The organism is Halomonas daqiaonensis, from assembly GCF_900109725.1.
In the GTDB taxonomy this organism is placed as follows: Bacteria; Pseudomonadota; Gammaproteobacteria; order Pseudomonadales; family Halomonadaceae; genus Halomonas; species Halomonas daqiaonensis.
Genome location: NZ_FOBC01000021.1, coordinates 1 through 25,628, shown reverse-complemented (window position 1 = coordinate 25,628; position 25,628 = coordinate 1). Strand labels below are relative to the sequence as shown.

Annotated in this window: 29 protein-coding genes and 1 tRNA gene; 17 read left to right on the top strand and 13 right to left on the bottom strand. The window is 63.4% G+C overall.

Annotation, left to right across the window (positions count from 1 at the left end):
- Positions 1-49: 49 nt before the first annotated feature.
- The 6 genes from sufB to BMY30_RS14795 all read left to right on the top strand — a co-directional run bounded on the left by sufB (position 50) and on the right by BMY30_RS14795 (position 6,350).
- Entirely contained in the window at positions 50-1,492 is a 1,443-nt protein-coding gene (gene sufB, locus BMY30_RS14820; protein WP_089715093.1) for a Fe-S cluster assembly protein SufB, read from the top strand.
- A gap of 93 nt (positions 1,493-1,585) precedes the next feature.
- On the top strand, positions 1,586-2,338 hold the full coding sequence (gene sufC / locus BMY30_RS14815) for a Fe-S cluster assembly ATPase SufC (RefSeq protein WP_089715091.1): 753 nt from the start codon (positions 1,586-1,588) through the stop codon (positions 2,336-2,338).
- Positions 2,335-3,708, top strand: coding sequence for a Fe-S cluster assembly protein SufD (gene sufD / locus BMY30_RS14810; RefSeq protein WP_089715089.1), 1,374 nt, complete (start codon positions 2,335-2,337; stop codon positions 3,706-3,708). Before sufC ends, sufD begins: the two co-directional genes overlap by 4 nt.
- 3 nt (positions 3,709-3,711) lie before the next feature.
- Entirely contained in the window at positions 3,712-4,953 is a 1,242-nt protein-coding gene (locus BMY30_RS14805) for an aminotransferase class V-fold PLP-dependent enzyme (protein ID WP_089715087.1), read from the top strand.
- 18 nt (positions 4,954-4,971) lie between these two features.
- Positions 4,972-5,544 (top strand): putative Fe-S cluster assembly protein SufT, encoded by a 573-nt coding sequence (gene sufT / locus BMY30_RS14800; protein WP_089715085.1) that lies wholly within the window; start codon positions 4,972-4,974, stop codon positions 5,542-5,544.
- A 23-nt stretch (positions 5,545-5,567) separates the two neighbouring features.
- Positions 5,568-6,350 (top strand): SanA/YdcF family protein, encoded by a 783-nt coding sequence (locus BMY30_RS14795; protein ID WP_244516232.1) that lies wholly within the window; start codon positions 5,568-5,570, stop codon positions 6,348-6,350.
- Here BMY30_RS14795 and BMY30_RS14790 read toward each other — a convergent pair.
- The 4 genes from BMY30_RS14790 to BMY30_RS14775 all read right to left on the bottom strand — a co-directional run bounded on the left by BMY30_RS14790 (position 6,271) and on the right by BMY30_RS14775 (position 9,251).
- Positions 6,271-6,717 (bottom strand): hypothetical protein, encoded by a 447-nt coding sequence (locus tag BMY30_RS14790; RefSeq protein WP_089715083.1) that lies wholly within the window; start codon positions 6,715-6,717, stop codon positions 6,271-6,273. The genes BMY30_RS14795 and BMY30_RS14790 overlap by 80 nt on opposite strands.
- 106 nt (positions 6,718-6,823) lie before the next feature.
- Positions 6,824-7,732, bottom strand: coding sequence for a 30S ribosomal protein S6--L-glutamate ligase (rimK, locus tag BMY30_RS14785; protein WP_089715081.1), 909 nt, complete (start codon positions 7,730-7,732; stop codon positions 6,824-6,826).
- 31 nt (positions 7,733-7,763) lie between these two features.
- Positions 7,764-8,201 carry an ATP-dependent zinc protease family protein gene (locus BMY30_RS14780; RefSeq protein ID WP_089715080.1) on the bottom strand — a complete coding sequence of 146 codons (438 nt, stop codon included), beginning with the start codon at positions 8,199-8,201 and terminating at the stop codon, positions 7,764-7,766.
- A 24-nt stretch (positions 8,202-8,225) separates the two neighbouring features.
- A complete protein-coding gene (locus tag BMY30_RS14775; protein ID WP_089715078.1) occupies positions 8,226-9,251 on the bottom strand; it encodes a DUF3549 family protein in 1,026 nt (341 codons plus the stop codon).
- Positions 9,252-9,547: 296 nt separating this feature from the next.
- Here BMY30_RS14775 and BMY30_RS14770 point away from each other — a divergent pair, with 296 nt between their 5' ends.
- Entirely contained in the window at positions 9,548-9,880 is a 333-nt protein-coding gene (locus BMY30_RS14770) for a YqcC family protein (protein ID WP_089715076.1), read from the top strand.
- Positions 9,881-9,883: 3 nt separating this feature from the next.
- Positions 9,884-10,384: a gamma-glutamylcyclotransferase family protein gene (locus tag BMY30_RS14765; protein WP_089715073.1), complete on the top strand. Its 501-nt coding sequence runs from the start codon at positions 9,884-9,886 to the stop codon at positions 10,382-10,384.
- Positions 10,385-10,465: 81 nt separating this feature from the next.
- Here BMY30_RS14765 and BMY30_RS14760 read toward each other — a convergent pair whose 3' ends face one another.
- Entirely contained in the window at positions 10,466-11,095 is a 630-nt protein-coding gene (locus BMY30_RS14760; protein WP_089715071.1) for an OmpW/AlkL family protein, read from the bottom strand.
- A gap of 225 nt (positions 11,096-11,320) precedes the next feature.
- On the opposite strand from BMY30_RS14760, the gene BMY30_RS14755 reads away from it, so the two are divergent.
- Positions 11,321-11,614, top strand: coding sequence for a hypothetical protein (locus tag BMY30_RS14755; protein ID WP_089715069.1), 294 nt, complete (start codon positions 11,321-11,323; stop codon positions 11,612-11,614).
- Positions 11,615-11,690: 76 nt separating this feature from the next.
- Here the strand turns inward: BMY30_RS14755 and putP are convergent, their stop codons facing one another.
- The 6 genes from putP to BMY30_RS14730 all read right to left on the bottom strand — a co-directional run bounded on the left by putP (position 11,691) and on the right by BMY30_RS14730 (position 16,505).
- On the bottom strand, positions 11,691-13,181 hold the full coding sequence (gene putP / locus BMY30_RS14750; protein ID WP_089715066.1) for a sodium/proline symporter PutP: 1,491 nt from the start codon (positions 13,179-13,181) through the stop codon (positions 11,691-11,693).
- 152 nt (positions 13,182-13,333) lie between these two features.
- Positions 13,334-13,672 (bottom strand): hypothetical protein, encoded by a 339-nt coding sequence (locus tag BMY30_RS18025; protein WP_211607361.1) that lies wholly within the window; start codon positions 13,670-13,672, stop codon positions 13,334-13,336.
- A gap of 65 nt (positions 13,673-13,737) precedes the next feature.
- Positions 13,738-14,109 carry a hypothetical protein gene (locus tag BMY30_RS14745; protein ID WP_089715065.1) on the bottom strand — a complete coding sequence of 124 codons (372 nt, stop codon included), beginning with the start codon at positions 14,107-14,109 and terminating at the stop codon, positions 13,738-13,740.
- Positions 14,110-14,191: 82 nt separating this feature from the next.
- Complete coding sequence (locus tag BMY30_RS14740) at positions 14,192-15,448, bottom strand: ISL3 family transposase (RefSeq protein WP_089715063.1); 1,257 nt, start codon at positions 15,446-15,448, stop codon at positions 14,192-14,194.
- 211 nt (positions 15,449-15,659) lie between these two features.
- Positions 15,660-15,733, bottom strand: a tRNA-Gly gene (locus BMY30_RS14735).
- A gap of 364 nt (positions 15,734-16,097) precedes the next feature.
- Positions 16,098-16,505 carry a CBS domain-containing protein gene (locus tag BMY30_RS14730; RefSeq protein WP_089715061.1) on the bottom strand — a complete coding sequence of 136 codons (408 nt, stop codon included), beginning with the start codon at positions 16,503-16,505 and terminating at the stop codon, positions 16,098-16,100.
- Positions 16,506-16,805: 300 nt separating this feature from the next.
- On the opposite strand from BMY30_RS14730, the gene BMY30_RS14725 reads away from it, so the two are divergent.
- From BMY30_RS14725 to BMY30_RS14690, 8 genes are all read left to right on the top strand, one after another.
- The gene (locus tag BMY30_RS14725; protein ID WP_089715059.1) at positions 16,806-17,321 is read left to right on the top strand and encodes a YqaE/Pmp3 family membrane protein; all 516 of its coding nucleotides are present in this window, start codon (positions 16,806-16,808) and stop codon (positions 17,319-17,321) included.
- 84 nt (positions 17,322-17,405) lie between these two features.
- Complete coding sequence (locus BMY30_RS14720; protein WP_089715057.1) at positions 17,406-18,275, top strand: DMT family transporter; 870 nt, start codon at positions 17,406-17,408, stop codon at positions 18,273-18,275.
- A 63-nt stretch (positions 18,276-18,338) separates the two neighbouring features.
- The gene (locus BMY30_RS14715; RefSeq protein ID WP_089715055.1) at positions 18,339-19,220 is read left to right on the top strand and encodes an NAD(+) kinase; all 882 of its coding nucleotides are present in this window, start codon (positions 18,339-18,341) and stop codon (positions 19,218-19,220) included.
- A gap of 21 nt (positions 19,221-19,241) precedes the next feature.
- The gene (locus tag BMY30_RS14710) at positions 19,242-20,240 is read left to right on the top strand and encodes a metallophosphoesterase (RefSeq protein WP_089715053.1); all 999 of its coding nucleotides are present in this window, start codon (positions 19,242-19,244) and stop codon (positions 20,238-20,240) included.
- Between the two features lie 177 nt (positions 20,241-20,417).
- Positions 20,418-21,269 carry a rhomboid family intramembrane serine protease gene (locus BMY30_RS14705; RefSeq protein ID WP_089715052.1) on the top strand — a complete coding sequence of 284 codons (852 nt, stop codon included), beginning with the start codon at positions 20,418-20,420 and terminating at the stop codon, positions 21,267-21,269.
- Positions 21,270-21,280: 11 nt separating this feature from the next.
- Positions 21,281-21,565 (top strand): YeaC family protein, encoded by a 285-nt coding sequence (locus BMY30_RS14700; RefSeq protein WP_089715050.1) that lies wholly within the window; start codon positions 21,281-21,283, stop codon positions 21,563-21,565.
- Entirely contained in the window at positions 21,549-22,400 is an 852-nt protein-coding gene (locus BMY30_RS14695) for a DUF2797 domain-containing protein (protein ID WP_342027795.1), read from the top strand. Before BMY30_RS14700 ends, BMY30_RS14695 begins: the two co-directional genes overlap by 17 nt.
- Positions 22,401-22,453: 53 nt before the next feature.
- Positions 22,454-23,452, top strand: a complete 999-nt coding sequence (locus BMY30_RS14690) for a zinc-dependent alcohol dehydrogenase family protein (RefSeq protein WP_089715048.1) — start codon at positions 22,454-22,456, stop codon at positions 23,450-23,452.
- 13 nt (positions 23,453-23,465) lie between these two features.
- On the opposite strand, the gene BMY30_RS14685 is transcribed toward BMY30_RS14690, so the two are convergent.
- Positions 23,466-24,554, bottom strand: a complete 1,089-nt coding sequence (locus BMY30_RS14685; protein WP_089715046.1) for a PA0069 family radical SAM protein — start codon at positions 24,552-24,554, stop codon at positions 23,466-23,468.
- 29 nt (positions 24,555-24,583) lie between these two features.
- The gene (locus tag BMY30_RS14680; protein WP_086558114.1) at positions 24,584-25,546 is read right to left on the bottom strand and encodes an IS1595-like element ISHda1 family transposase; all 963 of its coding nucleotides are present in this window, start codon (positions 25,544-25,546) and stop codon (positions 24,584-24,586) included.
- Positions 25,547-25,628: the final 82 nt, after the last annotated feature.

The window sequence follows — 25,628 nt, the reverse complement described above, 5'->3', positions numbered from 1 at the left end:
CCGAGGTGAGCCTTGCTCGCCGACCCAACCGCCCGGGAGGGGATACATCATGGCAAGTCAGGAAATGGAACAGCTTGTCCGTCGCGAGTACAAGGAAGGCTTCGTGACCGACATCGAGAGCGACACGGTACCGCCCGGTCTGGACGAGAGCACCATCGCCTTCATCTCGAACAAGAAAGGCGAGCCGGAGTGGATGCTGGAATGGCGCCTCAAGGCCTACCATCAGTGGCTGAAGATGACGTCGCCCTCCTGGGCGCATCTGGACTACCCGCCCATCGACTATCAGGCAATCTCCTACTACAGTGCGCCCAAGCGTGACGAGGATCGTCCCCAGAGCCTCGACGAGGTGGACCCCAAGCTGCTCGAGACCTACGAGAAGCTGGGCATTCCCTTGCACGAGCGGGCGGCACTGGCCGGCGTGGCGGTGGATGCCGTCTTCGACTCCGTCTCGGTAACCACCACCTTCAAGGAGAAGCTTCACGAGGCGGGGGTGATCTTCTGTTCCATCTCCGAGGCGATCCGCGACTATCCGGAACTGGTCAGGCAGTACCTGGGCAGCGTGGTCCCCCAGGGGGACAATTACTTCGCGGCGCTGAACTCGGCGGTGTTCACCGACGGCTCCTTCGTCTTCGTCCCGGAAGGCGTGACCTGTCCCATGGAGCTCTCCACCTACTTCCGCATCAACGCCGCTAACACCGGCCAGTTCGAGCGGACCCTGATCATCTGCGAGAGCCGTGCCCAGGTCTCCTACCTGGAAGGCTGCACCGCGCCGCAGCGTGACGAGAACCAGCTGCATGCGGCAGTGGTGGAGCTGGTGGCGCTTGAAGACGCCTACATCAAGTACTCCACGGTGCAGAACTGGTATCCCGGCGACGAGGACGGCAAGGGCGGCATCTACAACTTCGTCACCAAGCGCGGCGACTGCCGTGGCGATCGCTCGCGCATCAGCTGGACCCAGGTCGAGACCGGCTCGGCGATCACCTGGAAGTACCCCTCCTGCGTGCTGCGCGGCAAGCACAGCATCGGCGAGTTCTACTCCGTGGCGGTGACCAACGGCCGCCAGCAGGCCGATACCGGCACCAAGATGATCCACATCGGCGAGGGCACCCGCTCGAGCATCATCTCCAAGGGCATCTCCGCCGGTCGCAGCAACCAGTCCTATCGCGGCCTGGTGAAGGTGGGCCCGCGGGCCAAGGGGGCGCGCAATTTCACCCAGTGTGACTCGCTGCTGATCGGCGACCAGTGCGGCGCCCACACCTTCCCCTATCAGGAGATCGGCAACAGCACGGCCACCGTCGAGCACGAGGCGACCACCTCCAAGATCGGTGAGGACCAGCTGTTCTACTGCCAGAGCCGGGGCATCTCCGAGGAGGATGCGGTGAGCATGATCGTCAACGGCTTCTGCAAGGACGTCTTCCAGGAACTGCCCATGGAGTTCGCCGTGGAGGCCGAGGCGTTGCTGAACGTCACCCTCGAAGGCGCTGTGGGTTAAGGCGCTGCTCACGCGTTCCTCGGGATTCGCGAGAAGGTCGAAAATATTCAAGCAGTCGCAGCGGCGGCTCATCACGAATCAAGGGTAGTCAACATGCTCGAAGTCAAAGATCTGCACGTCACGGTCGAGGGTTCCGAGATCCTCAAGGGCCTCAGCCTGACCATCAACGCCGGTGAAATCCACGCCATCATGGGCCCCAACGGGGCCGGCAAGTCGACCCTCTCCGCGGTGATCGCCGGCAAGGAGGGTTACGAGGTGACCCAGGGTTCGATCACCTTCGAGGGCCAGGACGTGCTGGAGATGGACGTCGAGGAGCGGGCCCGCGCCGGCCTGCTGCTGGGTTTCCAGTACCCGGTGGAGATTCCCGGGGTGAAGAACATCTACCTGCTCAAGGCGGCGCTGAATGCCCAGCGTGAGGCGCAGGGCCTGGGCGAGATCCCGGCACCGGAGTTCATGAAGCTGATCAAGGAGAAGGTCGCCTCCATGAAGATGGACAACAGCTTCCTGCAGCGTGCCGTCAACGAGGGCTTCTCCGGTGGCGAGAAGAAGCGCAACGAGATCCTGCAGATGCTGGTGCTGCAGCCGAAACTCGCGATGCTCGACGAGATCGATTCGGGGCTCGACATCGACGCCATGAAGGTGGTTGCCGACGGCGTCAACTCGCTGCGCGCCCAAGACCGCGCCATCCTGCTGGTGACTCACTATCAGCGCCTGCTCGACTACATCGTGCCGGATCGCGTTCATGTGCTGGTCGATGGCCGCATCGCCAAGAGTGGCGATGCCGATCTTGCCCGCGAACTCGAGAGTCGTGGCTATGACTGGGTGCAGGAGGAGACCGCCGCATGAGTGAAGAAGTGCAGAGCGATGTGAAACGTTTCCTCGATCGGCTGGACGAGCGCGTCGCCGAGCGCATCGCCGCCCAGGGAACCGAGCCGAGCTGGATCGCTGCCCGGCGCCAGGCGGGAGCCGCGCGCTTCGAGGCACTGGGCTTTCCCCACCGCCGTATCGAGCAGTGGAAGTACACCGATGTGCGGCCCATCGCTCGCGGTGACTTCCGCCTGGCCACGGATGCCGACTTCTCCCCGGCTACGGCGGCGCGGCTGACCCTGCCCCTGGAGGCCCATCGACTGACCTTCGTCGATGGCGTCTTCGCCCCTGCCTTGTCGCAACTCGACGACCTGCCCGACGGCGTACAGCTTGTATCGCTCTCCCGCGCCCTGGATGAGAACCACGAGGCGGTGGGCGGCCCGCTGGGCCGGCTCACCGGGGTCGAGTTCTCGTCCTTCGCGGCACTCAACACCGCCTTCATGGAAGAGGGCGCCGTGCTGCGCCTGGCGCCGGGCACGGTGGTGGAGAAGCCGATCATCCTGCAGTTTCTCTCCCGTGCAGGCGAAGCGCCGGTGATGAGCCACCCGCGCATCCTGCTCGAGATGGCCGGACGCAGTCAGGCCACGGTCATCGAGCATCACGTGGGCGAGGAAGATGCCGCCAACTTCACCAATATGGTGGAGGAGATCATCCTCGACCGCGGCGCTATCCTCACGCATTACAAGCTGCAGGAGGCGCCGCTTGGCGACCTGCACGTGGCCAGCATCCACATCGAGCAGGCCCGCGATAGCCGCTATACCTCGTTCAACCTGAACCTGGGCGGCGGCCTGGTGCGCAACGACCTGGTGGCCGAGCTCAATGGCCAGGGGGCCGAGGCCAACTTCAACGGCCTCTTTTACGGCCAGGGGCGCCAGCACGTGGATAACCACACCCTGGTCAACCACAACGCGCCCCACACCTTTTCCAACGAGAACTACAAGGGCATCCTCGATGACCGCGCCCATGGCGTGTTCAACGGCAAGGTGATCGTCAAGCGCGACAGTCTGAAGATCGAAGGCTTCCAGAACAATGCCAATCTGCTGCTCTCCGATCGCGCCGAGATCGACACCAAGCCCGAGCTCGAGATCTATGCCGACGACGTCAAGTGTTCCCATGGCAGCACTACAGGTCAGCTCGACGAGGAGGCGGTTTTCGCCTTGCGCACACGCGGCATCGACCAGCAGACCGCTCGCGGTCTGCTAACCCTGGCGTTCGCCGGTGAGGTGCTGGAGCAGGTCGATCTCGATGCCATCGCCGAGCGGGTCGAACTGGCGGTGGCAGGCAAGCTCCCCGAGCGCTTCAACCTGTCTGGCCTGGTGGAAACCGCTGCCGCGCTGAACGAGGAGTGAGCCATGGCCGACTTCAGTGACCTGACGCTGGACGTGGTGAAGGTGCGACGCGACTTCCCGATCCTTGATCGGGAGGTCCATGGCAAGCCGCTGGTCTACCTGGACAATGCCGCCACCAGCCAGACCCCGCGCCAGGTTACCGCGGTGTTCGATGACTACTATGGTCGCTATAACGCCAATATACATCGCGGGCTGCATACCCTGGCCGACGAGGCCACGGCGGCTTTCGAGGGCACCCGGGAGACGGTGCGTGCCTTCCTGAATGCGGGGGAGGATCGCGAGATCATCTTCACCCGCGGCACCACCGAGGCGATCAATCTGGTGGCCAACAGCTGGGGGCGCGCCAACCTGGGTCCCGGTGATGAGGTGTTGATCTCGCGGCTGGAGCATCACTCCAACATCGTTCCCTGGCAACTGCTGGCCGGCGAACTGGGCTTTACCATCAAGGTGATCCCGGTAGACGAGCGCGGTGTGCTGGACATGGTGGCCTATCGTGATCTCTTCACCGGGCGTACTCGGTTGGTGGCGGTGAACCATATCTCCAATGCCTTCGGCACTATCAACCCGGTCCGCGAGATGGCACGGGTAGCCCACGAGCACGGCGCCCGGATCCTGGTCGATGGGGCCCAGGCCGCACCCCATCAGTGCATCGACGTGCGTGATATCGATGCCGACTTCTATGCCTTCTCCGGCCACAAGGTCTACGGGCCCACCGGCGTGGGTGTGCTCTACGGCAAAGCCGAACTGCTCGAGGCGATGCCGCCCTGGCAGGGGGGTGGCGAGATGATCCGCACGGTCTCCTTCGAGACGCCCACCACCTTCGCCGACATCCCGCACAAGTTCGAGGCCGGGACACCGGCCATCGCCGAGGTGATCGCCCTGGGGCGTGCCCTGCAGTGGGTCCAGGGGATCGGCCTAGAACTGATCGGCGCCTGGGAGGCACGTTTGCTCGAGCATGCCACCGAGGGGGTGCGGGGTATCGAGGGGTTGCGTGTCCTGGGTACCGCACCGGACAAGGCGGGTGTGCTGTCGTTCGTGGTCGACGGAGCGCACTCCCAGGACATCGGGCTGCTGATCGACCAGCTGGGTGTGGCGATCCGCACGGGCCATCACTGCGCCCAGCCGTTGCTGGCGCAGTTCGGGCTGGACGCCACCTGCCGGGCATCCTTCGCCGCCTACAACACCCCCGAGGAGATCGACGTCTTCGTCGAGGGGCTCGAGCGCGTCGTCGGCATGCTGCGCTGACGCCTATCAAGGAGCGACATGAGCGATATCGAGCAGATTGCCACCCTCCACAAGGGCCAGCAGCTACCCCTGCAGCGTGATGTGGAGGCGATCTCCATTCCCTTCGGCAAGACCGTGACACTCCCTGAGGACAGCATCGTCAGCGTGATGCAGGCCAAGGGAAGCACGGTCAGCGTGGGCTACGAGGGTCGCCTCTACCTGATCGAGGGGGCCAACCTGGATGCCCTGGGCCTCGAGGCGCTGCCGCGGCCGACGCTGCCCGAGGATGCCTCGGAGGACGAGATCGAGCAGTTCGTGTGGGACCAACTGAGGACATGCTTCGACCCGGAGATTCCGGTGAATATCGTCGATCTGGGTCTGGTCTATGGCTGTCGCATCGAGCGGCTGATTTCCGGCGAGCGTATCGTCACCATCCGCATGACCCTGACCGCACCGGGCTGCGGCATGGGTGATGTGATCGCCGCCGATGCCCGCAACAAGATCCTGGGTGCCCCGCAGATCAGCAAGGTCCACACCGAGATCGTCTTCGATCCCCCCTGGAGCCGTGAGATGATGAGCGACGAGGCCAAGCTGGAACTCGGGATGTTCTAGCGCCTCCTCCTCCGGGGAGAGTGATGCACTGGCCATTCTGGAAGGTTTTCAAGGCGGTACTGATGTCGCTGGGAGCGCTTGCGCTCCTGGCGGCCTTGCTGTTCGCGTTGGCCAATCTCTATGTGCTGAGCCGCACGCAGGGGAAGATCGAGAGCAATCTGTCGCAGTGTGGCAGCGAGCGCGTGGGCATCGTCTTCGGGACGTCTCACTGGACGCGCAGCGGAGCGCGCAACCCGCACTTCGAGGGGCGCATGGGCGCCGCCGCCCACCTGATCCGCCTCGGGCGGGTCGACCACCTGCTGATCTCCGGCGACAACAGTACCCGCTACTACAACGAGCCGGTGACCATGTGGCGTGACCTGAGGGACCGCGAGGTGCGCGACGCGGACATGACCCTGGACTACGCCGGCTTCAGTACCTTCGATACCCTGGTGCGGGCACGGGAGGTGTTCGGAGTGGAGCGGGCGCTGCTGATCACCCAGGGCTGGCATCTGCCGCGGGCGCTGTTCATCGGTGAGGCGCTGGGGATGGAGGTAAGGGGTTGTGCGGCCCCGGAGCGTGATGTGGCCGGGCTATGGCGGCTCAAGCTGCGGGAGTGGGTGGCGCGAGTGGCCACCCTGGGGGATCTCTACCTGTGGGAGCGCGAACCGCACTTCCTGGGGCCACTCGAACCCCTGCAGATCATGCCGCGAGAGCGAGACCGTCTGCTGCTACCGCCGAGGGTGTTCAGCGTTTCGGACCCTGCTTCTGGAGACGATACAGCTCGCGAATCAGCGCTCGACAGCCCTTCCAGCAATCCTCGATGATCGGCTCCATCGGCTCGGGCAGGGGGTGAGTGAACAGCGTCGAGAGAGCCTGCATCAGCACCCGTTCCTGTTCCAGCAGCTCGCCGATCACCACCTGGCTCTCGTTGCCGACGAAGCTCTTCAACCGGCTCCACAGCCACATGTAGTCGTCGCGCTCGACATCGGCGTCGCGGGGCAGCAGGTTGAGATGCTTGCGCGACAGCTCCTGGAGCTCGTGCATCGACTGGGCGCGGGCTTCGTAGTGGGGTTTCAGGCTGTCGCGCAGCTCGGGGCGCAGGCGCTCCAGATTGTCCTGAAAGTAGTCGATGCTGTCGGCCATCGCCTCGAGGGCACTGTCCATCGCCACCTGGCGATTGTCGAGAAACATGAGTGGTCACCTCCTCCGGTGACGCAGATTGTGGGGCTCCCGCTTCCTATTTGCCACCCCCGGGCTCAATATTTGCTGCTTCTCCGTCAGCCTTTTGCCCGAGGATTCAGCCCTTGGGACGAGGCGGGACCTTGTGCCGGTGGGCGGCATTCTTCTCCAGGTGTTCGATGACCAGGCCGGCGATGTCCTTACCGGTAGCCGTCTCGATGCCCTGAAGTCCCGGCGAGGAGTTGACCTCCATGATCACCGGGCCGTGATTGGAACGCAGCAGGTCGACACCGGCCACCCGTAGCCCCATGGCCTTGGCGGCGCGGATTGCCGTGGAGCGCTCTTCCGGCGTGATGCGGATCGTGGTGGCACTGCCACCGCGATGCAGGTTGGAGCGAAATTCGCCTTCGGCGGCCTGGCGTTTCATCGAGGCCACCACCTTGTCACCGATCACGAAGCAGCGGATATCGGCGCCCTTCGCCTCCTTGATGTACTCCTGCACCATGATGTTGGCCTTCATGCCCATGAAGGCCTGGATCACGCTTTCGGCGGCCTGGTTGGTCTCGGCGAGCACCACGCCGATGCCCTGGGTGCCCTCCAGCAGCTTGATGACCAGCGGGGCGCCCCGGACCATGGTGATCAGGTCGGGAATGTCGTCCGGGGAGTGGGCGAAGCCGGTGATCGGCAGCCCCAGCCCCTTGCGCGACAGCAGCTGCAGCGAGCGCAGCTTGTCGCGGGAGCGGGTGATGGACACGTTGTCGTTGAGCACATAGGTGCCCATCATCTCGAACTGACGCAGTACCGCACAGCCGTAGAAGGTGATCGAGGAGCCGATGCGCGGGACCACCGCGTCGAAGGATTCGAGTTCCTCGCCCTTGTAGTGGATCGAGGGATGGTGCGAGGCGATGCTCATGTAGCAGCGCAAGGTGTCGACCACCCGCGCGCTGTGGCCTCGCCGCTCGGCCGCCTCGATAAGGCGCCGCGTGGAATAGAGGTTGCGATTGCGGGATAGCAGCGCGATATGCATTCGGGGCTCCAGGGTCGATGACCGGGAAAGATCAGGGTTCACCATGCAGGAAGGCCACGCCCGGCGCCACCAGCAGGCGGCGCAGGGCTCGGCGGCCCATCAGCATGGGGTGGCGCATGTCGCGGCGGTCGGTCAGGCTCAGTTCCACCGGGAACGTCAGGGTGCCCAGCTGCATCGTCGTGCGGATCACGAATCGCCACTCGGCCTGGCCGTTGGAGCTGGTCACCCGCCGGCGGTCATGCAGGTGCATGCGGTGTACGTGAGCCGGCGTGCCGGGGCCACTGCTCCGAGTCGTGAAGCTGACCCAGAGTTGGCCGTCCTCCTCGTAGGACTCGATGTCCTCGGCATGCAGCGCCGAGGTTCGGGCACCGGTATCGGCCTTGGCGCAGAGCGTCAGGTGCAGCTCCGGCAGGGTGACCATCTCGCGGCGACCGATCACCGCCATGGGCGTATAGGGAAGTTCTTTCATCATTTCGCTCCCAGGTCTCTGCACTCAGCGTGACAGGCCGGCCAGGCGGCGGCCGATGGCGGATTCCGTCCCGGCCTCGCGCAGCGTCATCAGTAGCGGCAGGCGCAGCCGGGGGATCAGCGCAAGGTCACGGGCCACCGCCGTGAAGTCTACCCCGGGAGTCTCGGCCAGCCGGGTTAGGAAGCGGGGCAGGCGCTCGGCATCCTCCAGGTGGTGCCAGCCGCGACCGGCGATGGCCGCCAGCAGGTCGGGACCGCAGGCGTCCGGGTCATCGAGCAGTACATCGAACCAGGCGCCGGCGAGTTCGGTCGAGGCGCCGCTCATGGCTCGCACGCAGGCGCAGAACGTCTCGATGTCCCCCGAGCGGCTTGCCGCCTCTCCGCGACGGCGCAGCGAGCGTGCCAGGTCGTCGGCAATCGCCACATGCTCCAGACAGTAGCACAGCGAGGTCAGCACCTCGCCGGGCAGGGTGTCGAGGCGAGTGGCCAGGGGCCGGCTCGTGGTCGCGTCCAGGCGCACCGCAAAGTCGGCGAGGCCCTGCAGGCCCAGGGCTCGCCAGTCGATCGCCTGCTGCCCGCTCAGATAGGCCTCGACCGGCTCGAGGTGCTGGCTGGCGGGAAGGCCCGTATCCAGGCTGGCGCGGGCATGCAGCACGGCCTGGAAGGGCAGCGAGGGATTGAAGGCCAGGGGATTGTCCTTCATCAGGTTGTCGATCTCGGAGCTCTGTGTGGGCCCCAGTCCCTGCACGCCGCGGCCGAGGGTCTCCAGCAGGCGCTGCAGGAAGGCGTCCCGCGGGGCCGGATCGAGGTGGCCCTGCTCGTCCAGCGGCAGGGCCAGGAACCAGATCAGCGGGTCTTCCAGGTCGCCCAAGCGGAACACCATGGCCAGGCGGGCCGTTCCTTGCCAGGGGACCGGCCACGCCATTTCGCCCGACTCGAAGGCGGCGAGGATGTCGAGCGCGCAGGGCTCCACCCGTCGGCCCAGGTGATAGAGCTTCACCTCGGCGCCGCTGCGCAGGAAGAAGTCGTGAAGGCTGTGGATTGGTTGCATGCTCTCTCCGGGTCAAGAACCGTGCACTCTACCGCGGTGCCGGGGTGCTGTCAGCCGCCCAGGAGGGTCGTCGTCGGCATCGGCGGTTGGTCAGTTGTTGACCAGTCCTGCCCATGGCCCTTGGGAAGCGGCCAGGGGAGACCTTTCCAACGTTTATCCACAGGCCCGTTCAGGATATCTGTGCACTGCTCACAAGACGGGTGAGGGGGGCGTAGAGAAGGGAGGAGCTCCCACGGGGTGGCCAGCGGCGGGAGCGAACGGGGATAATGGACCCACATGCATTAAAGAGACTGCCCATGATCGTTCACGACGAACTCGGCACTGCCCTGCGCGAGCTCGAGGCCACCATGAAGGCTGCCAACCTGTGGCGCGTGGAGCGACCCGAGCCGGATGCCTACCGCAGCGTCCAGCCTTTCTGCATTGACACCATGACGCTGCCCCAGTGGTTGCGCTTCGTGTTTATCGTGCGCCTGGAGGCACTGGTCGAGACACGTTCGCCGATGCCGGCGAACTGCGACGTGGCCCCGGCAGTGGACGCCTGGCTGAAGCAGGAGGGGGCCCGTGCCAGCGACCGACTGCTGGTGTGCCGGGTGGTCGAGGAGATCGACCGCCTGGTCACCGAGAACTGAACCATGCCATATTACTTTGCTTACGGCAGCAACATGAATCCAGCTCGGGTCGCGGCCCGGATAGGCCCGACTCGCCGGGTACTGGCCGGCGTGCTGCATGATCACGCGCTGCGCTTTGACAAGGCATCTCGCATAGCGGGTATCGCCCATGCCAATGTGGTCCCCTGGCAAGGTGAATGCGTGGAGGGGGCGCTGTTCGAACTCGAGCAACCCGGGCAGATCCAGCGAATGGATCCCTTCGAGGGCTATCCTCGGGAGTACGATCGTCACCGCCTGCCGGTTGCGACCCGCGAGGGGACGATCGATGCCTGGGTGTATATCGCCGCGCCGGGGACCACCGCCGAAGCGCTGCGCCCGGCGCGGGAATATCTCGAACACCTGCTGGCCGGTGAATCCTTTCTCAGTGCCGCCTACCATGCGCGGCTCTCAACGGTTGAGGCGGTCAGCGGACTCGACGAGAGGACGCTGGCGGCGCTTGGGCTCTCGCGCGACTCACCCCGCTAGTCTCCCGATGCCTGGCAGCCCGCTGGCATTGAATGCAATGAGGCCCGCCGAATGGCGGGCCTCGTCGTGCCGGTGGAGCGGTCAGAAGCGGAAGCTCAGGCCCGCCATCACCGCCACCGGATCGATCTCGACCTTGCCGATATCGGCCCCATTCAGACTGGCATCGGTATCGATGTCCATATACCAGGCGGAGGCATTGAGCGCCCAGTTGTCGTCAATCAGCAGATCGATGCCTAGTAGGCCGGCGGCACCCCAGGAATCATCCAACTCGAGATCGTCGCCGGTGGCGATCTTCTCGTTGGAGAAGAGGGTGTAGTTGACGCCGATACCGGCATAGGGCTGGACACGAGCCTCGGTGCCGCCCAGCGGGTAGTACTGCAGGGTCAGGGTCGGCGGCAGATGGTCCGTGGAGGCCAGGTTGTCCCCGTTGAGTTCGATATCATGACCGAAGGGCTCGGCGGCCAGCAGTTCCACGCCCAGCTTGTCGGTAACGCGATAGCCGAGGGTAAAGGCGAAGCCGCTGTCATCCCGGACCTCAACCTCTAAGGAACCGATGACCAGCGAGCCGTTGTCGCTCTTGGGCTCGACCTTGGCCACGCCCATGCGGGTGAAGAAGTCGCCGGCACCGTAGGCGAAGGCCTGGGTGCTGTTGGTGAAGGCGGCTGCTGCAATGCCGGCGGCGAGCAGGGTGGGAAGAGCGATCTTGCGCATGGTTCGATTCCTGTTGGACGAATGTGCGGCCGCTTGCCGCAATGGAAGAGGCCGGGAGTTTATCCAGGTAGGGCCGACTTATTATTGATCCAGCACAAGGATACGTCGTAAGTGGTGTGAAGAATCGCAAGGTAAGACGCCGGTCCAAGGGGGCATGCCGCCTTTGGGACTCGCATCCTCGCCATGAATCGTCTTGACTGGGGGCAGGCGACAAGGAGGGCTGTGATGGAGACCGAGACACGTCGACGCCTACCCGGCGTGACGCTGGGGGCGATGCTGCTGGCGGCGGTGCTGGCCATGTGGTTGCTGTGGCAACCAGGGCTGATCAGCACGTTGCCGATGGCACTGCGCCTTCCGCTGATCGGGCTGGGGGTGTGGGCTTTGGGCGCTGCCTTCATGGCGGCCATGGGACTGGAGGCACGCCGTTACCGGCTGCGGCGGATGACCACACCTCCCTGGAGTTTGATAGCGCTGGGCGCCTTCACTCTGGTACTGGTGCTCCGGGCCATCATGGTCTGAGCCATGTAGTAGCAGACAATCAAAAGGGCTCCCGCAGGAGCCCTTTTTCTACTTCTGTTGCGCTATGCGCGCGCTTTTAGCGAGCGATCTGCTGATATTCACCGGCATCGGCAGTAACGCTGCTCACCACCAGGATGGCCATAAAGGAGGCGATGAAGCCAGGAATGATCTCGTAGACACCGGGGCCTCCCATGAACGAGGCGTTCCAGCCCAGGGAAATCCAGATCATGACGGTGGCGGCACCCACGACCATGCCCGCAATGGCGCCAGCGCCGTTCGTCCGTGACCACATCAGCGACAGGATGATGAGCGGGCCGAAGGCGCTACCGAAGCCGGCCCAGGCGTTACTGACCAGCCCCAGCACCTGAGAGTTCGGGTCCGAGGCAATGACCGCCGCGACCAGGCCCACCAGCACGACGCAGATCCGGCCGACAGCGACGGTTTCCTTGTCGGTGGCCTCCTTACGTAGGAAAAGGCGGTAGAAGTCTTCGGTCAGTGAGGAGGACGACACCAGCAGCTGGCTGGAAATGGTGCTCATGATCGCCGCCAGCAGTGCTGCGTAGAGGAAGCCGGTGATCAGCGGATGGAACAGCAGGTTTGCCAGAATGATGAAGATGGTTTCCGCATCCTGGACATCCAGGCCGTTGCGAACGGCATAGGCCCGGCCAAAGATACCCAGCGAGATCGCACCCACTAGGGAGATGAGCATCCAGCTCATGCCGATGTTACGGGCGACAGGCACTTCTTTCAGGGTGCGGATGGCCATGAAGCGCACGATGATGTGCGGCTGCCCGAAATACCCCAGCCCCCAGGTGACCGCCGACAGCCAGCCGATAAAGGTCAGCCCCTCCGTCCAGGTTAGCAGTGTCGGATCGACTTCGTTCAGGGTCTGTGAGGCCTGGTCGAAACCGCCCCCGCCCTCGCCAAAGAGCACTACCGCCGGCATGATCACCAGGGCCAGCATCATGATGCAGCCTTGCACGAAGTCCGTCAGACTCACGGCCAGGAAGCCGCCGACGACGGTGTAGGCCAGTACCACACCCAGGGTGATGAGGACGCCCGCTGCGTAGTCGCTCATGCCGCCGATATTGATGACGCCGGAAAACGCGCTTTCGAACAGCTTGCCGCCTGCCACCAGGCCTGACGCCGTGTAAACCGCGAAGAAGATCACTATGACGATAGCGGACACCGTCCTCAGCGACATGGCGCGGGTCGGGAACCGGTTGGCCAGGAATTCCGGAATGGTGATCGCATTGCCATAATGAACCGTCTGTTCGCGCAGGCGTGGGGCAACCAGCACCCAGTTGAAGAATGCCCCCACGAGCAGGCCGATGCCGATCCAAGCTTGACCCAAGCCCGATACAAAGAGCGCACCGGGCAAGCCCAGCAGCAGCCAGCCACTCATGTCGGAAGCGCCGGCCGAGAGTGCCGCGACTTGCGGGCTGAGCTGTCGGCCACCCAGCATGTAATCCTCAGACGACGACGTTGCGCGTTGCATGGCATAAAAGCCGATGGCAATCATGAGCGCAAAGTAAGCAAAAAGACTGATCCATACACCTATAGCCATAAAACTTCTCCAGTTCGTCAGGACGGAGCGAACTCCGACAGGTCAGCGCCAATACCGTACAGAATCCGGTAGCGCCCCGCTTTATTTATTGACTTCGTTTTCTATTCACGTTCAAAGATGCTACCGCCTGTGACGCCAGCCTTCCCGTCTCACTACTCACCTCCTATCGTCCAGTTTTCGTTCCGCACTGCTGCAAGAGCAAAGCGCCCTTCAACCTTTCCGGTCCCTAGTGACAACAATGATGCGTTGCCTTCGTTGTCTGCTGTATTGATGATGCGAGCTCTTTCTGTTGCAAAGCGTAGCAGGTAATTCACGCCCGGCTTTCGGTCCCTGCTCGATGAGCTGGAACCCCCAGTGGCTCGTCCAGGGAAAAAGTGCGGATCGTCTATCAGGCAGGTCTTCCCTATCAGCCCGATCAGGATCTGATGAGGAACATGTGAGTGGTGGAGGGTAGCGGTGTCGAGAGAAATCTGTCGGATCGAACTGGTCATGGAGCGCTCCCGTCCAAGTCAACGCTCATGACATCATATCGTTCCGTGGTGAGGTTCAACGGTCATTACTCGTTTTGCTTCCCCTCTGCGAGCGAGGTGTGCGCCGCCAGGTGGTCGCGCAGGGCCGCGAGTTCCTCCTGGCCGATGGCGTCGAGAAGCGGCTTTCCTCGGGTCACGCGAGCATGGCGCCCGTGTTCGTCCATCAATCGTTGGGCGCGGCGACGGATTCCGTCTAGATAGTCATCATGACGGATCGGATAGCCGATAATGGCATTCCATTCGGTCTCGCCGACGCGACTCTCAAGTGCCTTGTCGAACAGCTCGAGCAGATGGTTTGGCTCGGTGCGATAGCGCGGGGTACCGGAAAGCATCAGCAGGGCGATCATGCTACCGAAGATGGCCAGGCAGACGACGAGGACCAGCAGGAACAGGGCCATGATTCGCGACTCCGGGTGGCCGGGCCCGATCACTGCCAGGCCCGATGATGCGGTGTGCGTTATATGTTGGTTCTTCGTCGTTTCATGTGGATTTGGCCTGATCAAGCATGCGCCCTACTGGGCTACCAATCAGGTAGATCATGGCGATGAAGTTGGCCTCGTTCCGGTAGCCGCGTGCACGTGACCTGGCCGCCTGGAACAGGCCATTCATGCCCTCCAGCCGCGCGTTGGTCAGACCGGAGAGCCAGCGTCTCACCACCTGCTCGGCATGCCGTTCCAGCGTGTTCAAGGCTTTCGCCATCGGCTTGAGCAGTGGCTGATCAGTGACCGCCTCGCGCATGACCCTGAGATAGTTAGTGATGCGCCACCGGGCACCCCGCGGCGTCGGCGCCTGCTGAATCCAGCGCAGCTTCTCCTTGATGATCCAAGCATCCGCCATGGCACTCCGATCACTCACCAGCTCCTGGAGCGCGGTGATCTGGTTGGCCGTCAGGTTGCCGGCCTCGGTGTTCTTCAGCACTGCCCAGCGCAGCGCCTTGGGATGAGCTTGTTGGCGACGCTCTCTCTTGCGGACCTCGTCCAGCGCCTTGGTGAAGGTCTGCACGATATGGAACCAGTCGATGGTGACCTCGGCGCCGGGCAGGTGCTCGGCCACGCCACTGAGAAAGGCCTGGGACATGTCGCAGACCACTTCAACGACGTTGTCTGGGTCACCACCATGCTCGGCCACAAAGGCGCTGAAGGCCTCGATAGTGGCCTTGCCATGACCGGGGATGGCGAAGATCACCGGCTCCTGCTTGCGCTGCATGTCGAGAAACACCGTCACATAGCGGTGACCGCGCCGAGAGGCCGTTTCATCCAGGCCGACAGCCTCGACCTTGGACAGGTCCAACTGACCCAGCATCCGTCCCACATAGTGGTGCACGATGCGCCACAGGCGCGTGTCGGAGATCTCCAGTTGCCGAGAGACGGCCAGCACCGGCATCTCCTTGACCAGTGACATGGCCGCCTGCTCGAACAGCAGGGTGAAGTCGCTGCCGGAGCGCGCCCAGGGCACCTCGATGCGCTTGACGCCATGCTCGGGGCACTTGGTGCGAGGCACCCGGGCATGCAGGTAGCAATGGTGCTGGAAGAAGTTCAGATGCCGCCAGGTCTTGTCGGCAAAGTCGTGGGCCGGACAGGCCTTGCCGCACTCAGGACACGGATAGAGGCTGCCTCGCTCGGCTTCGACATAGAGGTCCAGGCGGTGAGGCGACACGGAGGTATCCAGGTGCTGGTCCTTGAGAATCCAGGGCGCTTCCAGGCCCAGGCCGAGGGTCATAATCTGGGTGCCGTCCATGCCATGCCTCCTGTCCAGGTGGAGGTCATATCCTGGCCCAGCTCAGGGGGCGAATTCCACACCCAACGACGAAGAGCCTATATGTTTCGTGGAACATACATGACCTCCTGCACGAATCACAGCCATAGGCTATGACGTGTCATGACGCCCTGGGACTGGGTCTTGAGGGAATTCAAGAGCTTGAGAGGTAGGCCGTGCGTTGGTGCCGTGTTGGAGCGGGTGAAGGGAATCGAACCCTCGTCTTAAGCTTGGGAAGCTTCTGCTCTACCATTGAGCTACACCCGCGAGGCGATTTCGATAGTAAAACCAATCGGTTAGCTTTTGCAAGAAGTCCCTGGGCCTTTTTGCCATCCCTGCGCTAAGTCGCTGTTTTTCTCAGTCTTGCAGAAAGGTATGAGAGGCTCGCACGCCTCGACAACGGCCCGATGCCGAGATTTTTTAACGGCCTGGCGAACTTTTTTCTGTGGGGCTGTCTGAATGAGGGTAGGCAGCAACGCGATAGCAGTCGCTAACACTGTTGCCTTTGCTTGCACTTTCGATCTTGCCGCCCCATGTCGTCTCATGGGGCGGCTTTTCTGTGTGAGGGTATTTCGGAAACGACGACACCCGGCGCTCGGCCGGGTGTCTAGGAGATACGGCAAGCTGGCGGTCAGGTGTGGCGCATGCGCAGCAGCGCGCTGAGCACGTCGCGGCGAGTGACGATACCCACCAGTCGGTTCTGCTCGACCACCGGGTAGACCTTGGGCTTGGCACCTAGCATCTCCTGGGCCAGGTCGGTAATGCTCTTGTTCGGCGGTACCGAGAGCACCTCGTTGCGCATCAGTTCACGAACCAGCGGCGGCTCATCGTTGAGGTAGGAGCTTTCCAGTACCTTGCCCATCACGTCCTGCTCGGAGATGAAGCCGATAAGGTGGTCCCGCTCATCCACCACGGGCACGCCGGGCAGGCGATGCAGCGCCAGGCCCTCGGCCAGGGTGGAGACCGAGGTCTTGCCGGTGACCCGGTAGCAGTCGCGCGACATGATTTCGCGCACGGTGGTAGGGGCCTTGCTGGGCATGGCGTGTCTCCTTGTGGTGCCAGACAGTAATGGCCTGGGCTGCAGCCAGCGTTCGCGATGCCAGGCATGGGCTGCAGCCGTGTCTTGTTTCCAGCATAGCCGACTACCGAGACTCCCCGAAATGCGGGCCGCCAACGTTTCTTCACGCGGGGCAGGGCGTCCTGTCGGCAGCCAGGAACCCGGCCTCGGTTTCTGGCTCCAATGTGTCACACTTAGGGGTCTTTACCGGTCAAGCCCGACAGGCTTCTGGAATACCGGCCGGCCGTGGGGCCGGCGTGCAACGATCAACGGAGCTGATTCATGGATGCTCGAGAGTATATGGCCAAAAAGGGGTTGGATGGTGAGCGTGACCAGGAACGCCCCAACACCCTGGAGGAGAAGGCCTGGTCACGCGCAATAGAAGCCGGCGAGCAACGCCCCCGCGCGGGGACACCCTTCGATTGGGAGGAGTGGGAGCGCTACCACGAGACGCTGGCCGAAGGCGCCGAGGAGCTCGACCAGAAGATCGACCACGAGGCCCATCGACGGGCACGACATCACGAGTCCCGCGAGGCCGTTCAGCATTTCACTCCGGCAGCTGGTGACCAGGTTCGGATCGACCAGGCCCAGGCACCGTCCGATGCAGACGAAGGGCAGGTGCCAGCGGCCGAGCCCCGGTTTGCCCTGTATGCCCTGGCGGTGCTGCTTCCGCCTCTGTGCGTTGGTCTCTCGCAGGGTGGTGGGGGCAGGGTGGTGCTCAACCTGGTGCTGACCCTACTGGGCTGGCTGCCGGGGGCCGCGCATGCGCTCTGGTGGCTGCGTCAATCACGGCGCTGATGGGGCATTTCTCGCTCAAGGGCTTTGTTCGGCGAGCGCGATGAGTATAATCGCCGTCAACCTAGCTTTCTTCAGGAGTTGACCTTGGGCCTACTCGTCGTTGTTACCGTCCTCTGGGCATTCTCGTTCTCGCTGATCGGCGTCTACCTGGCCGGCCAGGTAGACAGCTATTTCGCGGTACTGATGCGTATCGGCCTGGCCGCACTGGTCTTCCTGCCGTTCCTGCGGCCCTCGCTGCTGCGTGGCCGCCAGCGTCTCGCGCTGATGGGGCTGGGGGCGGTACAGCTGGGTGTGATGTATATCTTCTTCTACCAGTCCTTCCTGCTGCTCTCGGTGCCGGAGGTGCTGCTGTTCACCATCTTCACGCCAATCTACATTGCCCTGCTCGACGATGCCCTCTTCGGGCGCTTCACGCCCTTTTATCTGCTGACCGCCTCGCTGGCGGTACTGGGTGCGGCAGTGATTCGCTACCAGGGACTCGACAGCGGTTTCTGGGCGGGCTTCCTGGTGGTTCAGGGGGCCAACCTCTGCTTCGCCCTGGGGCAGGTGGGCTATCGTCGCCTATCGGCGGACCTGCCCGAGACCCTGCCTCGTCACAGCGTGTTCGGATGGTTCTACCTCGGCGCTCTGGCGGTAGCCGTGCCCGCTTTCGCGCTGTTAGGCAATGCCGCTGGATTGCCCAGCTCGGGAATTCAGTGGGGCGTGCTGCTGTGGCTGGGGCTGGTGGCTTCGGGTCTCGGCTACTTCCTGTGGAACCTCGGTGCCACCCGGGTCGATGCCGGCGCGCTGGCGATCATGAACAATGCCCTGATCCCCGCCGGATTGCTGGTCAATCTAGTGATCTGGAACCGTGATGCCGATCTGCTGCGCCTGGGGCTGGGCGGTGCCATCATCGTTGGTTCGCTGGCACTCAACGAATGGTGGCTGAAGCGCCGCCGTCTCGAGACCGCCTGAGCGCGTTTGCCCGCCTCGTAGCCAGTCGCCATAATGAGCGGCCGCGAAGCGAGAGGCCTGCGCATGTCATCCTTCAAGAACATAGGTCTGATCGGACGCCTTGGCAGTGCCAAGGTGGTCGACACCCTCAAGCGCCTGATCCGCTTCCTCGACGATGGTGGCTACCATGTCATCATCGAGGACAGGACCGCCACGGTACTGCTTGACCATGGCCATCCCGAGGCCAGCCGACGACTGCTCGGCGAGCTCTGCGACCTGGTGATCGTGGTCGGTGGCGACGGCAGTCTGCTCGGTGCCGCCCGTACCCTCTGCCAGAGCGGTACTCTCGTGCTGGGTGTCAATCGCGGGCGGCTGGGCTTTCTCACCGACATCTCGCCCGACGAGATTGAGGCGCGCGTCGGTGAGGTGCTCGAGGGCCGCTATGAGCTCGAGGAGCGCTTTCTGCTGGACGCCGAGCTCTTCCGGGACGATGTCCAGGTCGGCAATGGCGATGCCCTCAACGAGATCGTGCTGCACCCGGGGAAGGCGGTGCGCATGATCGAGTTCGAGCTGTTCATCGACGACCAGTTCGTCTACAGCCAGCGCAGCGACGGCCTGATCATCGCCACGCCTACCGGCTCCACGGCCTATGCACTCTCCGGCGGCGGACCGATCATGCACCCGAGGCTCGATGTCATCACCCTGGTGCCGATGTTCCCGCATACCCTGTCGAGCCGCCCCATCGTCATCGATTCCGCCAGCGAGATCCGTATTCACATCGGCGAGACCAACCAGACCTACCCGCATATCAGCTGCGATGGTCAGACCCGTGCGGTGGCCAAGCCAGACGATGTTTTGGTGATACGGCGTAAGCCGCGGCGTGTGCAACTGGTGCATCCGCTGGGCCACAACTTCTACGAGGTCCTGCGCAGCAAGCTGGGCTGGAGCAACCGCCTTGGCGATTGAGGGGAGGAGAGCTAGGTGAGCATGCAAGGCGGCCTCGAAGGCTACGACCTTATCGGCGATGTCCATGGCTGCGGTGCAACGCTAGGCTCGCTGCTCGAGCGTCTCGGCTATCATCAGCGTGGCGGTGTCTATCGTCACCCGCGACGCAAGGTGATCTTCCTCGGTGACCTGATCGACCGAGGGCCACGCATTCGCCTGGCGGTCACCATCGCACGACGCATGGTGGAGGAGGGCGAGGCCCATATCGTCATGGGCAATCACGAGGTCAATGCCCTGGCCTACTGCCATCGTGCTCCCGACAGCCTGGGACACGAATGGCTGCGCGAACACTCCCCGCGCCATAATCGGATCATCAAGGAGACCCTTGAGCAGTACCGTGACCATCCCGAGGAGTGGGAGGAGGCGCTCGCCTGGTTCCTGGACATCCCGCTGTGTCTGGAGCTTGACGGCCTGCGGGTGGTGCATGCCTGCTGGGACCAGCCCCTTGTCGAGGCACTGCATCGCGAGCATCCCGACGGTCGCATCGACGAGGATTTCCTGGCCGCCTCGGCGGTGCCCGGGACGCTGGCGTTTCGTATCCTCGACCGCCTGACGCGCGGTACCCATGTGCCCCTGCCGGAGGGCGTGGAGATCCAGTCGGGAGACGGTTTCACCCGGCGCAGTTTCCGTGCCCACTTCTGGGCCCGGCAGCCACAGACTTGGGGCGATGTGATCTTCCAGCCGGACAACCTGCCCGGCGACCTGGAACGTCGTGAGCTCTCCACTGAGGAGCGTTCGTATCTGAGCTACTATGGGCCCGAGCAGCCACCGCTGTTCATTGGCCATTACTGGTGCGAGGGTATCCCGGCCCTGCCCGCTGCCAACATTGCCTGCCTGGACTACAGCGCGGTCAAGTTCGGTCGCCTGGTGGCCTACCGCTGGAGCGGTGAGTCGAGGCTCGATGCCGATCACTTCGTCTGGATCCGCGTACCCCGCGAGGAGCAGGCCCGTCCTCAGCCCTGGGAGATCGATTTCGATTGATACATTTCGTTACGAAAAGGCGTGCTATCGGATTGAACTCTCGCCAGCCCCTGTTATCAGAGTAGGTGTTCCCTTGAATGATCCCTTGCTCTTGTCCGGCGGCCCCCTCCGCCGGACTTTTTCTTTACGTGGCCTGCATACGTCGTCACACCGAGCTCGCCAATCGCTGGAGGCGTCATGTACCGGGTGATTCTGCTGCCCCACGATGTTGACACCCGTGAATTGCGGCGGGCCCTGTGGGCCCATCGCATCGGGCATCGGTTTACCGAGGAGAGCGAGGGGCAGGTTCTCTGGCTTGTCGACCCCGAGCAGCACGAGGCGATGCTCGGGCTGCTCGAACGCTGGAGACAGGGCGAGCCCCTGATGCCCGAACGTTCACCGGCCGCAAGGCGCTCGACCGGTGAACTCCTCGGTCCCTTCCTACAGGTGCCGATGACATCCCTTGCGCTGGCGCTTTGCCTGGTGATCTTTGCCGCCCAGGGAGTACTCGGTGATCGTGTGGTTGCGGCACTGACCATTGTGCCGGTGGTCGTGGCCAATGGTAGTCTGGCCTTCGGCAGTCTTGGCGAGGCGCTCGCCTCGGGCCAGGTGTGGCGGCTGCTGTCACCGGCCTTCCTGCACTTTGGCTGGATGCACCTGATCTTCAACATGCTTTGGCTCTGGTACTTCGGTCGCCAAATTGAGGCGCTGCAGGGCAGTACGCGGATGCTGACGCTGCTGCTCATTGCCGGCATCGGTGCCAACCTGGCCCAGTACGCCACCGGCATCGTGCTGTTCGGCGGTATGTCCGGCGTCGACTTCGCGCTGCTGGCCTATGTCTGGCTGATGTCGCGGCGCGCGCCGCACAGCGGCTTCTTTGTGCCCCAGATGCTGGTGATCTTCATGCTCGGCTGGCTGGTCTTTGCGATGACTGACATGGCCGCCATGGTGGGGTTTGGCAATGTGGCTAACGAGGCGCACCTGGGCGGGCTGGTCGTGGGCCTGGCGCTGGGCTGGTATCATTCCGGCCGTGCCCGCCGTCAATCCTGAGAGACCCCTTCATGAGCGAGATGTCCTTCGATCGCATGATCCAGCAGATGACCCCCGCCATCTATGAAAGCCTCAAGCGGGCCGTGTCGCTGCGCAAGTGGCCGGATGGCAGGATGCTGACCGCCGAGCAGACCGAGCTGTGTCTCGAGGCCGTGATGCGCTACGAGGTGGAGAACCGGGTGCCCGAGGAAGAGCGGGTCGGCTACCTGCAGCGACGCACCTGTGGTAGTGCCAGCAGCGGGGCCGACGTGCCCCCTGAACGGGCTGGACTGGCCCGGGATGCCAGTCGTGACTGAGCCGCTCGATACGGCCACGGCGTTACAGGGCTGCCTGAGCAAGATGACCATCGAACCGGGGTCACCGGCCCGCTATCTGTTGCGGGCCGGCGAGGTCCGTCTCGACCTCAACGCCTGCCTCGGCAAGCCCTTGCGCCTGGAGTGGACCGGCGCTATCGCCTGCACCCACTGCGGCCGTGCCACCAGGAAGAGTTTTGCCCAAGGCCACTGCTACCCGTGCTTCAAACGGCTCGCCCAGTGCGATACCTGCATCATGAAGCCGGAACTCTGCCACTTCTTCGAAGGCACCTGCCGCGAGCCCGATTGGGCCGAGCGCCACTGCTTCCAGCCCCATGTGGTCTACCTGGCCAACGCCTCCGGCCTCAAGGTGGGGATTACCCGCTCCAGCCAGATGCCGACCCGCTGGCTCGACCAAGGGGCCGTGCAGGCCCTGCCGATCCTGGAAGTGGACACTCGCCAGCAGTCGGGATTCGTCGAGATGCTGTTCAAGGAGGAGGTCTCGGACCGCACCAACTGGCGGGCCATGCTCAAGGGCGACACTCGGGCTCTCGACCTGGTGGCTGAGCGTGACCGCCTGCTGTCGCGCCTGGACGCCGGCCTGGCCAACCTTCGCGAACGCTTCGGGGCCGACGCCATCCGTCCGCTCGACGTGGCGCCACTGAGCTTCGATTATCCGGTGCTGGAGTTTCCCGCCAAGGTGGTCTCCCACAACCTGGACAAGCAACCTGTGGTGGCCGGCGTCCTGCAGGGCATCAAGGGCCAGTATCTTATCCTAGACAGCGGCGTGATCAACCTGCGCAAGTTCACCGGCTACGAGGTCAAGGTCTCCACTTGAGTCCTGGGCTATCCTCCGGGCAGTGAATACGTTCAGCAGCCGGAGGAAAGTCGATGAGTGAGTCCATGCGTGCCATGCGCCTGCATGCCCCTGGCAGGAAACTCGAAATGGAGCGGGTTGAACGCCCCTCGCCCGGCCCCGGTGAGGTCGAGGTACGCGTGCTGGCGTGCGGGGTCTGCCGAACCGACCTTCACGTGTTCGATGGCGAGCTCACCGAACCGCGGCTGCCGCTGATCCCCGGCCACGAGATCGTCGGTGAGGTGACGGCGCTGGGGGAGGGTGTCCAGGTACCAGCCCCGGGCACTCGGGTCGGGGTGCCTTGGCTGGGCTGGACCTGCGGCGAGTGCGATCCCTGCCGGGCCGGCCGAGAGAACCTCTGCGAACGGGCCGAGTTCACCGGCTACACGCGCGACGGCGGCTATGCGGAGTACTGTGTGGCCGATGCTCGCTACTGCTTTCCCTTGGATGTCGAGGATGCTAAGTCTGCCGCCCCGCTGCTGTGTGCGGGGCTTATCGGTTACCGCACCTGGCGGCTGGCCGGTGGCGAGGCGAACCGGCGAATCGGTATCTACGGCTTCGGTGCTGCGGCGCATATCCTTGCCCAGTTCGCCGTCGAGCGGGGACAGGAGATCTACGCCTTCACCCGCCCCGGCGATGACGAAGCTCAGGCATTCGCCCGTCGCCTGGGTGCCGTCTGGGCCGGTGGCAGCGACGAGGCCCCGCCCGAGCGCCTGGATGCCGCGCTGCTGTTTGCCCCGGTGGGCGATCTCATCCCCATGGCACTGGCCGCGGTGCGGCCCGGTGGGGCGGTGGTCTCCGGGGGCATCCACATGTCCGACATCCCCTCTTTTCCCTACCGCCTGCTCTGGGAAGAGCGCCGCCTGAGCTCAGTGGCCAATCTCACCCGTCGCGATGGTGAGGAGTTCCTGGCGCTCGCTCCCGAGGTACCGATCCGCACCGAGACCCGGGCTTATCCGCTTGATCAGGCCAACCAGGCGCTGGATGACCTCCGAGAAGGGCGCCTCTCCGGCGCGGCGGTACTGATTCCCTGAGCCACTGTTTTATTTATTCGAAAAGATCTCCCTGGGCGCGGGGAGGTCGGAAGGCCGTGGTATCCAGCGCTTGCGCCTGTCGGGCGGCTTCGGTATTGAAGCCCAACTGCCTGCACGCCCTCCGGAAGCGCTGCTCGAGCAGATCCGCGAATACTCCTTCGCCGCGCATCCGTTTACCGAAGCGGCTGTCGTAGGTTTCGCCGCCGCGACACTGGCGCATCAGGCTCATCACCTTGTTGGCCCGTTCGGGGTAATGCGACTCGAGCCATGCCTTGAACAGCGGGGCGACTTCCCGGGGCAGGCGCAGCAGCATCCAGCCGGCGGTGGTGGCGCCGGCGTCCGCGGCGGCCTCGAGCAGGCGTTCGAGTTCATGGTCGGTGAGCCCGGGAATCACCGGAGAGACCAGGGCGCCCACAGGGACGCCGGCCTCGGCCAGGGAGCGGATCACTTTCAATCTCGCGGAGGGAGAGGCGGCCCGCGGCTCCAGGCTGCGCTTCAGCTCGGTATCCAGGCTGGTCAGGCTGACCATCACACGCACTAGGCGCTGTCTCGCCAGGGCCTGCAGCAGGTCGAGGTCACGCAGGATCAGTCCGCCCTTGGTGACCAGGGTAAGCGGATGGCGGCACTCCAGTAGCAGCTCAAGGATGGCACGGGTGGTGCCATAGCGAGCTTCCAGGGGCTGGTAGGCATCGGTATTACCGGCGAGGTTGATGGAACGGCACTGGTAACCGGGTCGGCAGAGCTCTTCCCGGAGTCGCTCCACCAGCCCGGTACGAGCGATCAGCCGGGTCTCGAAATCCAGCCCCGGGGAAAGGTCCCAGTACGCGTGGCTCGGCTTCGCATAACAATAGACACAACCATGCTCGCAGCCGCGATAGGGATTGATCGAGCGGTCGAAAGGCAGGTCGGGTGAGCTGTTCCAGGAGAGCGCGCTATGAGTGCGTTCCTCGCGCACCTCGGTGGCCAGGTTCATCGGCGCCTCTTCCTGCCACCAGCCGTCGTCGTCCGGCACGCTGATGGTCGGGGCGAAGCGGTTATGGGGATCAAAGGTGGCGCCGCGACCCTTGCGGGCCACCTGGTCGCGATTCGGCTGATGGATCATCGAAGCACCTTTAAGCTGTATAAATATGGCTATGTTGGTATCTGTTGTTGGTCTGCGCCTATCGCCTTGCGAAACCACGCTTCCTCTGCTGGCTTCGCGGTTTCAAACAACCGTCGCCATGCCAGGTAATTGGGTAAGTACTCGGTCCCCACCCCATGAAAGCGCGTCATCCAGCCCTTCAAACGGCTCATATAGCTGTTTACGTTCTGAATGTGGTATTCCTTGCCAAGCACTCGCTGATTGTCGAGTGTGATCAGTCGATGATGAGCAATGCCATGGTCGGCAGAGAAGGTTTTATACCAGCTGTGCCCGTCCGAACATAAAATCGAGTCACGATCGATGATCGGTGCCAAGAATTCATGAACAGTGGATTTCTTGAGCGCCGGATCGACCAAGTCACTGATCTTTCCGTTACGGTCTCGCGCAATAAGAACCTGAATCTTTTGCCCTTTTTTCTTCATATCGCCTTGCCCGCCGCGCCTTCGAGGTTTGCGGTGCGTGAGATTACGCTTTCCTTTGCAGGACTCCAGGAAGAAGGTTTCGTCTACCTCGATGATGCCGGATAGTGGGTTGGCGTTGTCTTGAGCGCTCGTTTTCAGGAAGCGATGTCGCCAGCGGAAGGCCGTCTTCAAATCGATGCCCACTCGGGCCGCCGAGACACGTAACGTCAGACTGTCTCGCATGCAGCGCAGGTAATCAAACCACTTGTCGCGGTGCTGCAGTTTGGCCAGGGGCGTACCTGTGAGGGCATTGAAGGTCTTGCGACAATCGGGATTCCGGCAGCGATACCGCTGCAGGCCACCGCTGCGCCCCCACTTTGCAGGGTATTCAGCGCCACAGTGTGGGCAGGGAAGGTGAGGTCTCGCGGTGTCGAGCAAGGTGTTCGCTTGGGAGCTTATTTGCCCAAGAATCTGATCTGCCAGGTATTTCTTGAGATGGTCAGGGAGGCGAGTCAGTGTCTGTTCGAGGGCTTTGAGGTCTGATTGATTCATGGCGTGCCCCAGAGGAAAACTGGATATACAGTAGTTTATACAGTATTTTTAAAGCACGCCAACAACAGATACCAACATAGCC